This is a genomic window from Bacteroides sp. AM32-11AC (assembly GCF_003603515.1).
In the GTDB taxonomy this organism is placed as follows: domain Bacteria; phylum Bacteroidota; class Bacteroidia; order Bacteroidales; family Bacteroidaceae; genus Bacteroides; species Bacteroides uniformis.
The window spans coordinates 17,472-31,356 of record NZ_QTNH01000007.1 but is presented as its reverse complement, the minus strand read 5'-3'; the positions used below and the strand labels follow the sequence as shown (position 1 = coordinate 31,356).

The window sequence follows — 13,885 nt, the reverse complement described above, 5'->3', positions numbered from 1 at the left end:
ATGGTCTTTCAACTGACGGATAAACTTGCTTTCCCCGACCCTCACTACGGCGACCCCGACGGGTTGCTCGCTGTGGGCGGTGACCTCTCTATCGACCGCCTCATCCTGGCGTACTCCAACGGTATATTCCCCTGGTACGCATTTCGGGAAGAACTGATACAATGGTGGTGCCCGATGGACCGTTTTGTCATCTTTCCGGACGAAATCCATATCTCCCACTCCATGCGTACGCTCATCAACAAAGGAAAGTACGAAATCACCTTCAACGAAGCTTTCCAAGACATCATACAAACCTGCGGAGAATTGCGGATAGAACAAGAAGGCGCCTGGCTCGGAACGAAGATGATGGAAGCCTATACGCACCTGCACGAACAAGGATTCGCCGCCAGCGTGGAAGTATGGGAAGAAGAGCAATTGGTAGGTGGGCTGTACGGAGTGACCCTGGGACGTTGTTTCTTTGGAGAGAGCATGTTCTCACTCGTTCCCAGCGCCTCGAAGCTGGCCCTCATCCATCTGGCCCAATTCTTCAGGGAACATGGAGGCGTCATGATAGATTGCCAGTTCGAAACCCCTCACCTCAAAACAATGGGAGGCAGGCACATCAGTTACGACGAATATATGACATACATCGAACAAGACTGCCGCTTCTAAAAGTAAAAAGGAATAACGAGGGGCTCAGAACTATCCGCGCCTAAATATAGCATAATGAAAGTACTCATATACTTTTGACACTCTCCTATTCTATTTGAAGGCCGGAGCAGGAAGATGCATACCTGCCATCGTCAATTGGTTGTCCTTGGCATATTGGAGGAAATACTTGCGTGCTTTCACGGCAGCTTCCTTATCCATATCATAGGAAGCGCAGTATTCCGGATGCTCCAACTGAAGGGCCGCACCATGGATGAGGTCACCAATCACCAGTAACTTGCCACTCTGGAAAACCGTATGACCGGGAGTATGACCGACTGCCTCCATGGCAACCACATTGCCCGGCAAGGTATCGCCAAACTCAAACAGATGCAGCCGTTCCTTATAGGCATCCATCGTCTTTACGACCTGCGCCTTCCTTTCGACAGGCATTGCCATCCAGGCATCATATTCCACTTTTGATGCGTACACTTCGGCATTCGGGAAGACTACACTGTCTCCCTTCATCATTCCACCGATATGGTCGCCATGGAAATGGGTAAGATACAGATATCCAATATCTGCCGGAGAGATACCCAAAGATTGTAATCCGGGCAACAGACGACTGCCGGGAGCTCCCATTCCCGTATCAAAAAGGATACGGATACCATTCGTATCTACCAGGAAGGTGCTCATGGAAGAAGGAATACCGCCTTGAAGCGACAAACTTTCCATCAATTCATCGCTTGCATCCGGGAAAATCGTTCTCGGCATCAAATGCTCACCAGCATTATCCTGAATCCAAGTGGCCTGCACTCCCTCCAGTTGCAAGGTCTTTACGCCACTGCATGTTACACCGACACTATCCATACTTACATCTTCATTTGTTTGTTTCTTTGTCCTGCTGCCGCAACCCGCCATCAGCAATGCTGCTGACACAACAACCAGGCACGTCCATGTCTTGTTTTTCATCGGTACAGAGTTTTTATCCATAAATATTGAAGTTCGCACAAATATAGGCAAATAAAATCATTCGGCACACGGATGTCTGAACCAAAAACGGCTGCCGACTCCCAATTCCGACTCAGCACCGATAGTCCCGCCAAGATGCTCAATGATACTTTTACAGATGGACAAGCCTAAACCCGTGCCCTTCGCAAAGGTATTAAGCTTTACAAAGCGGTCGAACACAGTAGCCACGGCATCCGGAGCAATACCCATACCGGTGTCCGTCACAGAAAACTCTATCTGACCGGTACCTTCCACCGGATGATATTCCAAAAGGATCTGCCCTTCACTGGTGAACTTCAAAGCGTTGTTTATAAAATTGGTGACCACCTGCATCAGACGTTTCTTGTCGGTATAGATACGGTAATCGGGCAAGTCGGGAGCCAACAGAACCGGTACAGCCTTGTCTTCCTTTATATCATAGTTGCGCATCACGTCCTTACAGAAGTCACTGACATCCACATACCCCATATTATAATCAAGTGTTCCCGCTTCTATCTTTGCCAAATCCAGAATGTCGGATATCAGTTGCAAGAGCAGTTCCGTATTCTCCTGCATGATGGCAAGGTATTCCTGGCGTTCTTCCCTATCGTCCAGTTCGGCAATGATGCTTGCAAAACCGACAATGGAATTGAGCGGAGTACGGATTTCATGACTCATATTGGCCAGGAAAGCAGACTTCAAGCGGTCCAGATGTTCTGCCTTATCCTTGGCGACCCGCAATTCCTCCTCTATCTTTTTCTGATGGTCGATATCCACACTGGTAATGACATGCGCCATCTGCCCGTCCACCCAAGCAAAGGCTGCACTGAACACGCGAAACCAACACTTGTCAAATGGCCGTTGATAATCCCACGAATAGACTTTGGTGGGGTGTCCGTTTTCATCTATCAAATGCCTCTTTGGGCAGAACTCACACTCCCCCGTCTTGTCCGAGTAGAGGGCCTCCCAGCATTTTTTCCCCCAGAAATGCTCGATACCGCCATATGGTTCCACCATAGACCTATTGGCATACAACATATCGTGGGAATCGAAAGAGTTGACGTAAATATCAACGCCCATATTATTCATGATACTGCCTAATGTATTGCTGGCCCTCACTTCCCTTTCCTTATATTCCCTGACCGTAATTTCCTTAGAGAACGAGCCCAGCAAGAGATGAATGATTTGCAACTCCTCTTCCGTGAGATAGGTCTCTTCCTCCCTGCCTGCAAAACCTATGAATCCGATGATTTTACCCTCAGTATCTTCAAAATGCCTGATTAACAAAGAATCCTCACCGTAGAAATCAAGAATGTCAATATCGTCCCATGAAGCATCCGCATTTCTGTTTCCATAGAAAGGTTTATCCCGAGCTTTCATAGCATCGACATGCTCCTTTTTTCAACTCTCCCATATCGAAACGGGGTTTCATAGTCCCACCTTCATTTCCAATCGTTTCTTTCAATAAGAAATAACGGAATCCGTCAGTCTGATAGATAAACCCTTTCGTAAAGTCATAGTAGTTGCAGAAATCGGTCAACGATTCAATAACTTTCCTTTCATTGGGTTCATTGCTATTCAACCGTTCTAAAAAATGAAGCAAGAATATGTTTAATTTCTCTTTGTTTTTGCCCATATAATCTTTTGAAAAACTTTAAGGCGCTAATATACAACTTTTTAAAGAGAAATAAGTTTCTTTTATATATCCAGGAAGTTTAAAAAACAACCATTCCCCAATAAAACAAAAAAGGCAATAACTTAATTTATTTTACAAGTATCACTAAGGCAAAAGCTCTTCATCCGTATTCATACGACAGCATAACATCTAAAGTATACAAAAAGAAGTCTATGGAAGAAGAAAATATCCGAGACAGATTAATAGTCATTTTTTAAGGATAACAGAGTTGCCAATTTATCAAAAACAAAGTTAATTCACACATATATACATATTTGTATAAACGGAGAATAAGTAAAACTTTCCCAAAGATGTTTTTTTCTTCATAAGCGCTACAACCTATATACAACGAAATAAAGATTTGCAGTACAAACGGTCTGTTATGAGAGAAATATAGTATCTTTGCAACATCATGTTGCACCGTTTTACTACTTCCATAACCGACATTCCGCTTCCGGAAAGGTTCACCTATCCTTTCTGCTATACTCCGCACCCATTATGTATATTGGCAGCCAAAGAAGTACAAAGCTATCTTACCCGACAAACTGCATGGAAGGACGAACTGCGCCAAGGCAAAATGTTCGGGGTACTGATTGTACAAACCGAGCATGGAGAAACCGGATATTTAGCTGCATTCTCAGGCATATTGGCCGGAAAGAACCTACATCCCTTTTTTGTTCCTCCCGTATATGACTTGCTACAGCCACAAGGCTTTTTCAAGATAGAAGAAGAGAACATCTCTTCCATCAACCGCAACATCCGGCAACTGGAAAATGACAAAGCATATGCCGCCTTATCAGCAGAGCTTGCCCGGACCATTCAGTCAGCAGAAAACATACTGGCAACAGCCAAAGCACAGTTGAAAGAAGCCAAAACAGCCAGAGAACAGCGCAGAAAAGAAAAAGAACTCAATGCGCAGGAAGAAGCCGAACTGATACGGGAAAGCCAGTTCCAAAAGGCAGAATATAAACGCCTGGAACGTTCATGGAAAGCAAGGATTACCACACTGCAAACGCAGACAGAAGACTGGGAAAGACGGATTTCAGCATTGAAGTCTGAACGTAAAACCCGCTCTGCAGCATTGCAGCAAAAGCTATTCGAACAGTTCGGGATGCTGAATTACCGGGGAGAAGTCAAGAATCTCTGTGAGATATTCGGGCAGACCGTGCACAAGACACCTCCTGCCGGTGCGGGTGAATGTGCGGCCCCCAAACTGCTGCAACAAGCTTATCTGCACGGATGGAAACCTATTGCCATGGCCGAATTCTGGTGGGGTGATTCCCCCAAGACAGAGATACGCCATCACGGCCACTATTATCCGGCTTGCAAAGGAAAGTGCGAACCTATACTGCAACACATGCTGCAAGGTCTACAAGTAGAGGAAAACCCCATGTTGAAAAGAATGCAGGTACCCTCCAAGAATCTGGAGATTGTTTATGAGGACCCATGGCTTTCGGTCATCAACAAACCGGCAGGAATACTGTCTGTTCCCGGCAAGGAAGATGCAGTCTCCGTCTATAGCCTGATGCGTGAGCAATATCCCGAAGCTGACGGTCCCCTGACGGTGCATCGTCTCGACATGGCCACTTCCGGTTTAATGCTCATTGCCAAGACCAAGCGTGTACACCAGAACCTGCAGGCCCAGTTCAAGAACCGCCTGGTCAGGAAACGTTATGTCGCATTGCTCGAGGGTATTGTCCCAAAGGACAAAGGTACGGTCGACCTCCCGCTTTGCCTGAATCCACTTGACCGCCCACGGCAAATGGTACACACCGAACACGGAAAGCCCGCCATCACCGATTATCAAGTTCTGGAACGTCTGGACGGGAAACGGACCCGTATCGCTTTCTATCCGCGCACGGGAAGAACCCATCAGCTACGTATACATGCAGCACACCCGCTTGGCTTGCACTGCCCCATCATCGGTGATGAACTTTACGGGGAGAAAGCAGACCGGCTTTATCTGCATGCCGAATACTTAGAATTTACCCACCCTATAACGGGAGAAACCGTAAGGATTACCAAAGAAGCTGAATTCTGACTGCCTACTGATTAATAACCAGCAAAGTAATGCAATAAATGATGATACTCCGACCTACCCCACAAGATTATGACGAACTGTTGACCGTCTGGGAAGCCTCTGTCCGCAGCACACACCACTTCCTGGCAGAAAAGGATATACAGTTTTACAAACCACTGATAAGAGAGCAGTACTTTCTTGCCGTAGAGCTTTACATCATCCGCAACGAAAAAGAAGAAATTGCCGCCTTTATGGGACTGAGCGATGAACTCATCGAGATGTTGTTTGTCCGTCCCGACCAACAAGGTAAGGGATACGGAAAACGGCTCATGGAGTACGCCGTCCACCAAAAACACATCCACAAAGTGGATGTAAACGAGCAGAACGGACAAGCTTGCCGATTTTACCAACATATGGGATTCCAAGTGGCCGGCCGGGACGAAACCGACCCGACGGGAAAGCCTTTCCCTATTCTGCACCTGCAATTACCAACCCCACCACAGATTACTCAGATTGAACACAGATTATAATTTAGCAAACTTATGAAGATACATCACATCGCCATCTGGACCTTCCAACTGGAAGAGATGAAAGAGTTCTACACACGTTACTTCAACGGGAGCAGCAATGAAAAGTACATCAACCCCAAAAAAGGATTCGAATCTTATTTCCTTCACTTCGATGAAGGAACGGATTTGGAACTGATGAGCCGTACGGACATACAGAATACCCCTATTGAGGAAAACAGACTGGGACTGACCCACTTTGCCTTTGCCTTCGACAGCCAGGAAGCTGTCCTCCGACAGACAGAACGGCTACGTACAGCGGGATATACCATCGCAGGAGAGCCCCGTACCTCCGGCGACGGATATTTTGAAAGTGTCGTCCTCGACCCGGACGGTAACCGTATAGAATGTGTATTCAGGGCATAGTCTCTCAATCAGAGGAGACAAAGCTTCTCAACAGTTTTATCTCCTCTGCCCAAAGCGATTCATCGGGCGTCTCCAAAATAATAGGTATACCGTCAAAACGCACATCTTGCATAAAGCGCCGGAAGAAATCCATACCTATCAGCCCCTTGCCGATGCTGTCGTGACGGTCTACTCTGGAGCCGAGTGCTTTCTTGGAATCATTCAGGTGTATACCACGCAGATAGCCGAAACCTACCGCTGTGTCAAACTCCTCAAACACCTTGTCATACTCATTCACTATATCATAGCCTGCTGTATACGTGTGGCAGGTATCAAGGCAAACTCCAACGCGAGACTTGTCATCCACCCGGTCAATGATATGTCCCAGCTGCCAGAACTCATTTCCCACATTGCTACCCTGCCCGGCTGTGTTCTCTATGACAGCCACCACATCGTGCGTCTTGCCCAATATAAGATTAATGGATTCAGCGACCTTGTCCAGACACTCTTCCACGGAAATCTTATTCAGATGGCTGCCCGGATGAAAATTCAGTAACTTCAGCCCTAATTGTTCGCAGCGCTGCATCTCATCCAGAAAAGCGGCACGGCTTTTCTGTAACCCTTCTTCTTCGGGATGCCCTAAATTTATCAGATAACTGTCGTGAGGCAGGATATAGCGGGAATCGAAGCCAAGCTTCCCACAATTTTCCTTAAACACCCTGATACTCTCCTCCGTCAGCGGCCTTGCCACCCACTGACGCTGGTTCTTGGTAAACAAGGCAAAAGCATTTGCCCCTATCTCACTGGCATTGACGGGAGCCGCTTCCACTCCCCCACTGGCCGATACATGTGCACCTATAAATTTCATAATCTTATTGTATTTGCTCTTTCATGAATTCCCACTGGCATTTTTTCATGTCCACACACCCATTCTTTCTGAACGTCACGCCCTCTGCCTCCAGCAAAGCCCGCTGTTCCGCCCAGCACGGTGCCAGCCTGCCCTGGCTGTTCACTACCCGATGGCAGGGCAGACACATGCCGTCGGGCACATCGTGCATAGCATGTCCCACCATGCGCGAACATTGAGGTCTTCCGACAAGATAGGCTATCTGTCCGTACGTCACCACCCGCCCCGGAGGGATTGCGGCCACTACATTATAAACCTCCTGCTGAAAAGTGTCTTTGTCCATAAAAGTCTGGTTTGGGAAGGCAAAGATATGATAAATTCAGCAGGTATGCGAACAGACGTTACAAGAAAGTGGCTGCGCCGAGCGGATTGTATGTATAGGTGACATTACGGGCACGGATGATTTCGCCCGTCGGGGTAAACAATATCTGATATTTCGTCTGGAGATTTGCCATCCCTACCTCTACCGCCACGATGGACTGCCATTTGGGAAACTGTACCCAAGTGACATTCTGCACCATCCCTCCGGAATATTCACTGGCGGCAAAAGCATTGTAAACGGCAGGGGGCACTTCGTCCATTGTCTCCCAGTCCGTCTGTTGCATTACCCATTGCGCCTGCCCGTCAAACCAGACTTTCGTATCAAAACCGTTCATCAGGAAATCTGCCACATAATAAGACTCATCATGCGACCAGGCAACATCATCTACCGTAGGATACATTTTCTTCAGTGCAGCCTGTACATCAGCAGGTGCCCAATCGGCAGAAGCCGAGACTGATACCATCAGCATCAAAACCAGAAAAGAGAATTTCAACTTACTCATAACTTCATCAGATTATCATGTTATGAGAAGAACGGCGTATGGCAGATTTTGTTCACCGGCAACTCCCAACCATTCAGCAGTTAAAAAGAGATATCCATTGTAATTCAATAGAAAATGACTAACTTCACACCAGAAATTCAGAAGTATGATAAGAATACATCCCATATCCGGCAACAAAAAGCAATATCTTGACCTGCTGCTGCTTGCCGACGAACAAGAGTCCATGATTGACCGTTATCTGGAACGGGGAGAGATGTTCATCCTATCCGATAATGATACAGTCAAAGCGTCTTGTGTAATCACCTGCGAGGATAAAGGAATCTACGAAATAAAGAGCATAGCTGTCTATCCGGAATACCAGCGCCAGGGATATGGAAGACAACTGATAGCATTCGTTCTTGAACATTATAAAGACCGGTGCCATACTATGCTTGTCGGCACTGGAGACAGTCCGCTAACCATCCCCTTCTATGAAAGCTGCGGATTTGCATACTCACACCGGGTACCCGATTTCTTTATCGATAATTACGACCACCCCATATTTGAAGGAGGCAAGCAACTGAAAGACATGATTTATCTGAAAAGGACGCTTCAACCAAAATAATATTCTATATTTGCATATCACTTAACTCCACACATTATGGAAGCTAAACTTTGCCAAAGCTGCGGAATGCCCTTGTCATCTGCAGAAGTACTCGGAACCAATGCCGACGGTAGCCTCAACGAGGAATATTGCACCTATTGCTACCAGCACGGCAATTTTGCACAAGACTGCACTATGGACGAAATGATAGAACATTGTGCACAGTTCACCGACGAATTCAACAAGGATTCCGGAATGAATTTCACTAAAGAGGAAGCCATTGCCGGTATGAAAGAATTCTTCCCGACCTTGAAACGCTGGCAGTCCAAACAATAAACATGCCATCCCGTATCGAGCAGGAAAAACAGACAGTAGAACGGATGGTCCGCCTCTACTGCCGGAAAAAGGAAGGTAACAAGCAATTGTGTCCCCGATGCGAGGAATTGCTGGGATATGCCCGCATTCGTCTTTCACGCTGTCCTTTCGGTGAGAATAAATCCACCTGCAGGCAATGCAGCATTCACTGCTACAAGCCCGAAATGAAAGAACGGATGCGTGAAGTCATGCGGTATGCCGGACCACGGATGCTGTTGTACCATCCCGTGGCGGCACTCCGCCATTTGTGGCAGGAGTATGTCCATCAGTATTTCACCAAACGTTTCGGAGTCCCGCGCCAGGAACAGCACAAACAATAAACCGTATCCTGGTCGTATCCCTCCAACGAGGAGGTGCCGTCCTTAGGTACAATCTCACCTTTGTCAGAGATGTAGACCGGCAGGCGCTCACCTTGTCCGTTCATCACAAAAAATGCCCCCACCTTGCATTGGGGGCATACCATCTTACGCATAATCAATTGAAATAATACAAAAATATAGCCACCCCTTCCAGTGCCTTCTTCTTTTCACCTTGTATTTCGATGGCAAACTTTATTTCCGCCTTTGCCACACCGCGCAGATTCGACAGAGATTGCAAATGGGCAACCAGTCGGATGCGCTGTCCGGACAATACCGCCTGACCGAACTTCATCTTGTCCATACCATAATTAATCATCATCTTCAGGTTGTTCACTTCAATAATCTGGTTCCACAGATATGGCAACATGGACAAGGTGAGATACCCATGTGCAATAGTGCTCTTAAAAGGGCTTTCCACTTTGGCGCGTTCCGTATCGACGTGTATCCACTGATGGTCCAATGTCGCATCAGCAAACAGATTGATACGCTCCTGAGGGAGCTCTACATATTCCGAAACACCGATTTGCTGGCCTACCAGCTTTTCAAAATCCTCGTACGAGTTGATAATCACTTTTTCCATTACTCTCTATTTTATTGATAAATTATAAATTCACGCGCTTTATCCACATATCCGCCATTCGTTTATGCCCTGCAGGAGTGGGGTGGATACCGTCCCAAATCCAATAGGTGTCTTGAGAAGCCGGAGCAGTGCCGAGAATTTCATCGAACATCGCATTATAAGGAAGAAATACCGTCTGATAGTCCTTCGCTATCCTCTCTACGATGGCGGCACAGCGACGCACCAGACTATCACGTTCTGCAAAGTCCTCACTCTTACGCATATTGCCGACATTGGCAACAAAAGGAGTGCCCAGCACTATCTTCAATTCCGGATTGGCCTGCAAAGAACGGTCAAGCAAGGAACGGTAACACTTCTCCCATCCTTCAAAATCAAAAGGCTCTTTTTTGTCACCCTGCAGATAGTAATGTACATCGTTTGTCCCCACCAAGACGGAAAGCACATCCGGTTTCATTCCAATGACATCCTCTTCCCAGCGTTTCTCCAAATCCCGGAGAGTGTTTCCACTGATGCCACGGTTAAAAAAAGCATATTCCTTTTCCGGAAAATCTCCTTGATAATGACTTGCACACAAATACATATAGCCGCTACCGTAAATATGGTTCATATCCCAAAGGCTTCGCTCCGCAGTCGGTTTGGGCATCCCGCAGGCATTTCCCCAGTTACCGTCCGTGATAGAATCTCCGATAAACAAGACACGCGGGCCGCTTGCATGGAGTAAGAGTGATATGCAGAAAAAAACTATTACAAAGAGTCCAATACGCTTCATGGCATTTTCTTGTTAGAATGTAAAAATTGCAACAAATATACGTCTTATTCCGGCAAGTACAAAAACTCGGGTACCTTTTTCCCATTTCCCAAAAACACATATAACCCTTATTTTTATTTCCGTTCATCACAGATTAATTTGGAAATAATGTATCTTTGTCAATATCTTAATTGTTGTGACAGAACAAAAACATCACTATTAAAGATTCCGGTATGAATTCTAAATTTGATTATGACTTACTGTCAGCAATGATGACCAATGCCAATATGGGATGGTGGGAAGCTGATTTAAAGACCGAAAGCTACATTTGCTCCGAATATATCTCCCGGTTGCTGGGACTGGATGAGGATGGAACCATCAGCTTTAAAGATTTCAACAAACGTATCCTGAAAGAGGAACAACGGCATACTACCACACATTCCTTCGACAATATCCGGCAGACACAAGAGACTGTATATCTGCTCAACACAGTAGAGGATCCAACGTGGATAAGAAGCAAGATATGCCTGCAGAGAACCGATGAAAACGGTAATGTCAAAGTCTACGGCATTGCCGAAACACAAGACGGTCCCGACATGTCATCGGCATCCCAAGCCTTACAAGAGCGTAACCGTCTCCTCCATAATATTTATAAATATCTTCCGGTAGGAATTGAGCTCTATAACCGAGAGGGAATATTGATAGATATGAATGACAAAGAGCAGGAAATGTTCCATCTCAAACAGAAAGAAGATCTACTTGGAATTAATATTTTCGAGAATCCGATTTTCCCGGAAGAGATGAAAAGCAAGTTAAGAAAACATGAAAATGCAGACTTCACTTTCCGGTATGACTTCTCTAAAATAGGCAATTACTACAAGACACAGAAGAAGACGGGCACCATAGACCTTGTAACCAAAGTCACAAGCCTTTACGACGATAATCACAACCTAACCAACTATCTGCTAATCAACGCAGACAAAACGGAAACGACCGTCGCTTACAACAAAATACAAGAGTTCGAGAGCCACTTTGAGCTTATAGGTGACTATGCCAAAGTGGGATATGCCAATTATGACCTTCTTAATGAGCAAGGCTATGCCCAACGCAGCTGGTACAAGAACTTGGGTGAGAAAACAGAAACACCGTTGTCCGAAATCATCGGAACCTACAATCATCTTCACCCTGACGACCGTACTATCATGCTTGACTTCCTACAGAACGTAAAGAGAGGACTGGCACACAAGCTCAGCCGGGAAGTACGTGTTCTTAAAGAAGACGGTTCTTTCATGTGGACCCACGTCAACATCATTGTAGAACGCTACATGCCTGAACAGAACATCATAGAGATTATCTGCATCAATTACGACATCACCCAATTAAAGCAGACGGAGGCAATGCTGATACAAGCCAAGGAAAAGGCCGAAGAGGCAGACCGGCTGAAATCCGCTTTCCTTGCCAATATGAGCCATGAAATCCGCACGCCGCTAAATGCGATTATCGGTTTCTCCAGCCTGCTGCACTATGTGGAAAACGAGCAGGAAAGGGAACAGTACATCTCTTTGATAAACCACAACAACCAACTGTTGCTCAAACTAATCAACGACGTTCTGGACCTTTCCAAAATAGAGGCCGGACACATAGAGCTCCATTCCGAATGGTTCAATCCGGCAGAACTCATCAAGGAAAGTATTACCGAGTACGAACGGAACGTTCCGGCAGGAGTGAAACTCTTTGCCAGGTATCCGGTAACCCCCGGCCAGATAGAGCACGACCCGATGCGCATCAAACAGATACTGAACAACTTCATATCGAATGCACTGAAAAACACCGTGCAGGGACATATCGAAGTGTACTACGAAACGGACACAGACGGAATAAGAATCAGTGTTTCCGATACTGGATGCGGTATTCCCCCCGACAAACTGGGAATGATATTCGAACGGTTTGAAAAGGTGGACTCTTTTGCCCAAGGTGCCGGATTAGGACTCTCCATCTGCAAATCCATCGTTGAGAAAATGAATGGAGTGATTACCGTAGATTCGACAATGGGAGTGGGAAGCACATTCACCGTGGAACTGCCCTGCCGGACAAGACCATCCTGACAACAAACGAAAAACAATGATTTATGACCACACAGAAAGAATTTACCCTGACCCCTCGCCGGCGTGGCTTTCACCTGGTGACAGAGGAGATTATACGCAACCTTCCACCGCTTCCGTCTGCCGGAATCCTGCATCTGTTCATCAAGCATACAAGCGCAGGCCTCACCATCAACGAGAATGCAGACCCTGACGTACAGACAGATATGGAAGCCATCTTCAACCGCCTCGTAAAAGAACGGGAACCTTATTACCAACATACATGCGAAGGCGATGACGATATGCCCGCCCATGCCAAGGCAACCCTCAGCGGAACCAGCCTCACCATCCCCATCACCAATGGGCATCTGAACATAGGTATCTGGCAAGGCATCTATCTCTGCGAGTTCCGCAACCGGGGCGGAGGAAGAAGAATTGTAGCAACCGTCATCGGATAATCCTCTATCATCATGCAGAAAGCCATCATCATCGGTGCCACTTCAGGCATCGGACAAGAAGTAGCCAGGATACTTGTACAACAAGACTGGCATATAGGTATTGCCGGCAGAAGAGAGGAAGCATTGCATGCCCTGCAAGCCACCGCACCCGACCGGATAATCACGGAACAGCTGGACGTTACGGAAGAGACAGCGACTCTACACCTCCATAACCTGATAAAAAAGCTGGGAGGCATAGACCTATTTTTCCTCAGTTCCGGCGTGGGACATCAAAACCGGGACTTACAACCGGACATCGAACTGAACACGGCACGTACCAATGTAGAGGGATTTACCCGCATGGTGACTGCCGCCTTCAACTATTTCAAGGAAAAAGGCTCCGGACATATTGCTGTCATCAGTTCCATTGCAGGCACTAAAGGACTGGGCGTTGCACCGGCCTACTCTGCCACCAAACGCTTCCAGAATACCTATATCGAAGCGCTGGCACAACTTGCCCGGATGCAGCATCTTGATATACACTTCACCGACATCCGTCCGGGATTTGTTGCCACCGATTTATTGAAAAGCGGGAAATACCCGATGCTGATGAAAGCAGACCGTGTAGCACAGCACATAATCAAGGCTTTAAGAGAAAAGAGACGGGTAGTTGTCATTGACGGACGCTACCGGGTACTGGTATTTTTTTGGCGTATGATTCCACGATGGCTATGGGAAAGGTTGCCTATAACGAATTGATTTCGTATC

The 13,885-nt window shown here is 46.7% G+C and carries 18 protein-coding genes and 1 pseudogene; 10 read left to right on the top strand and 9 right to left on the bottom strand.

Annotation, left to right across the window (positions count from 1 at the left end; all coding sequences use genetic code 11):
• The gene (aat, locus tag DW800_RS09040) at positions 1-651 is read left to right on the top strand and encodes a leucyl/phenylalanyl-tRNA--protein transferase (RefSeq protein ID WP_005826481.1); all 651 of its coding nucleotides are present in this window, start codon (positions 1-3) and stop codon (positions 649-651) included.
• Positions 652-741: 90 nt separating this feature from the next.
• On the opposite strand, the gene DW800_RS09035 is transcribed toward aat, so the two are convergent.
• The 3 genes and pseudogenes from DW800_RS09035 to DW800_RS20125 form a co-directional block, all read right to left on the bottom strand.
• Positions 742-1,599 (bottom strand): MBL fold metallo-hydrolase, encoded by an 858-nt coding sequence (locus tag DW800_RS09035; RefSeq protein WP_119957987.1) that lies wholly within the window; start codon positions 1,597-1,599, stop codon positions 742-744.
• Between the two features lie 57 nt (positions 1,600-1,656).
• Positions 1,657-2,997: a sensor histidine kinase gene (locus DW800_RS09030; protein WP_119957986.1), complete on the bottom strand. Its 1,341-nt coding sequence runs from the start codon at positions 2,995-2,997 to the stop codon at positions 1,657-1,659.
• A 63-nt stretch (positions 2,998-3,060) separates the two neighbouring features.
• Positions 3,061-3,253, bottom strand: a pseudogene (locus tag DW800_RS20125) (hypothetical protein); the annotation flags it as partial.
• 451 nt (positions 3,254-3,704) lie between these two features.
• Between DW800_RS20125 and DW800_RS09015 the strand changes: the two are divergent.
• From DW800_RS09015 to DW800_RS09005, 3 genes are read left to right on the top strand one after another with little or no spacing between them, the layout of a single operon-like run.
• Complete coding sequence (locus tag DW800_RS09015; protein ID WP_165859893.1) at positions 3,705-5,333, top strand: RluA family pseudouridine synthase; 1,629 nt, start codon at positions 3,705-3,707, stop codon at positions 5,331-5,333.
• A 38-nt stretch (positions 5,334-5,371) separates the two neighbouring features.
• Positions 5,372-5,842: a GNAT family N-acetyltransferase gene (locus DW800_RS09010; protein WP_008663809.1), complete on the top strand. Its 471-nt coding sequence runs from the start codon at positions 5,372-5,374 to the stop codon at positions 5,840-5,842.
• Positions 5,843-5,854: 12 nt separating this feature from the next.
• Complete coding sequence (locus DW800_RS09005; protein WP_005826473.1) at positions 5,855-6,244, top strand: VOC family protein; 390 nt, start codon at positions 5,855-5,857, stop codon at positions 6,242-6,244.
• Positions 6,245-6,248: 4 nt separating this feature from the next.
• On the opposite strand, the gene nfo is transcribed toward DW800_RS09005, so the two are convergent.
• From nfo to DW800_RS08990, 3 genes are read right to left on the bottom strand one after another with little or no spacing between them, the layout of a single operon-like run.
• On the bottom strand, positions 6,249-7,091 hold the full coding sequence (gene nfo / locus DW800_RS09000; protein ID WP_005835868.1) for a deoxyribonuclease IV: 843 nt from the start codon (positions 7,089-7,091) through the stop codon (positions 6,249-6,251).
• Positions 7,092-7,095: 4 nt separating this feature from the next.
• The gene (locus tag DW800_RS08995) at positions 7,096-7,413 is read right to left on the bottom strand and encodes an MGMT family protein (protein WP_005826471.1); all 318 of its coding nucleotides are present in this window, start codon (positions 7,411-7,413) and stop codon (positions 7,096-7,098) included.
• A 58-nt stretch (positions 7,414-7,471) separates the two neighbouring features.
• Positions 7,472-7,954, bottom strand: coding sequence for a PepSY-like domain-containing protein (locus tag DW800_RS08990; RefSeq protein ID WP_035449484.1), 483 nt, complete (start codon positions 7,952-7,954; stop codon positions 7,472-7,474).
• Between the two features lie 145 nt (positions 7,955-8,099).
• Between DW800_RS08990 and DW800_RS08980 the strand changes: the two genes are divergently transcribed.
• Genes DW800_RS08980 through DW800_RS08970 form a run of 3 tightly spaced genes read left to right on the top strand, consistent with a single transcriptional unit; the run spans position 8,100 to position 9,232 of the window.
• A complete protein-coding gene (locus tag DW800_RS08980; RefSeq protein WP_005835863.1) occupies positions 8,100-8,558 on the top strand; it encodes a GNAT family N-acetyltransferase in 459 nt (152 codons plus the stop codon).
• 36 nt (positions 8,559-8,594) lie between these two features.
• Positions 8,595-8,873 (top strand): zinc ribbon domain-containing protein, encoded by a 279-nt coding sequence (locus DW800_RS08975; RefSeq protein ID WP_005835861.1) that lies wholly within the window; start codon positions 8,595-8,597, stop codon positions 8,871-8,873.
• A 2-nt stretch (positions 8,874-8,875) separates the two neighbouring features.
• The gene (locus DW800_RS08970; RefSeq protein ID WP_008663812.1) at positions 8,876-9,232 is read left to right on the top strand and encodes a nitrous oxide-stimulated promoter family protein; all 357 of its coding nucleotides are present in this window, start codon (positions 8,876-8,878) and stop codon (positions 9,230-9,232) included.
• Here the strand turns inward: DW800_RS08970 and DW800_RS08965 are convergent.
• The 3 genes from DW800_RS08965 to DW800_RS08955 are packed head-to-tail and all read right to left on the bottom strand — an operon-like array spanning position 9,178 to position 10,620.
• Positions 9,178-9,384 (bottom strand): hypothetical protein, encoded by a 207-nt coding sequence (locus tag DW800_RS08965; RefSeq protein ID WP_005835857.1) that lies wholly within the window; start codon positions 9,382-9,384, stop codon positions 9,178-9,180. The genes DW800_RS08970 and DW800_RS08965 overlap by 55 nt on opposite strands.
• 2 nt (positions 9,385-9,386) lie before the next feature.
• A complete protein-coding gene (locus DW800_RS08960; RefSeq protein WP_117703717.1) occupies positions 9,387-9,851 on the bottom strand; it encodes a MaoC family dehydratase in 465 nt (154 codons plus the stop codon).
• 22 nt (positions 9,852-9,873) lie between these two features.
• The gene (locus tag DW800_RS08955; RefSeq protein WP_005826460.1) at positions 9,874-10,620 is read right to left on the bottom strand and encodes an SGNH/GDSL hydrolase family protein; all 747 of its coding nucleotides are present in this window, start codon (positions 10,618-10,620) and stop codon (positions 9,874-9,876) included.
• 212 nt (positions 10,621-10,832) lie between these two features.
• Between DW800_RS08955 and DW800_RS08945 the strand changes: the two genes are divergently transcribed.
• Genes DW800_RS08945 through DW800_RS08935 form a run of 3 tightly spaced genes read left to right on the top strand, consistent with a single transcriptional unit; the run spans position 10,833 to position 13,876 of the window.
• Positions 10,833-12,704 carry a PAS domain-containing sensor histidine kinase gene (locus tag DW800_RS08945; RefSeq protein ID WP_117703716.1) on the top strand — a complete coding sequence of 624 codons (1,872 nt, stop codon included), beginning with the start codon at positions 10,833-10,835 and terminating at the stop codon, positions 12,702-12,704.
• 23 nt (positions 12,705-12,727) lie between these two features.
• Positions 12,728-13,138, top strand: a complete 411-nt coding sequence (locus tag DW800_RS08940; RefSeq protein ID WP_117703715.1) for a secondary thiamine-phosphate synthase enzyme YjbQ — start codon at positions 12,728-12,730, stop codon at positions 13,136-13,138.
• Between the two features lie 12 nt (positions 13,139-13,150).
• On the top strand, positions 13,151-13,876 hold the full coding sequence (locus DW800_RS08935) for an SDR family NAD(P)-dependent oxidoreductase (RefSeq protein ID WP_119957985.1): 726 nt from the start codon (positions 13,151-13,153) through the stop codon (positions 13,874-13,876).
• The last annotated feature ends 9 nt before the right edge of the window (positions 13,877-13,885 follow it).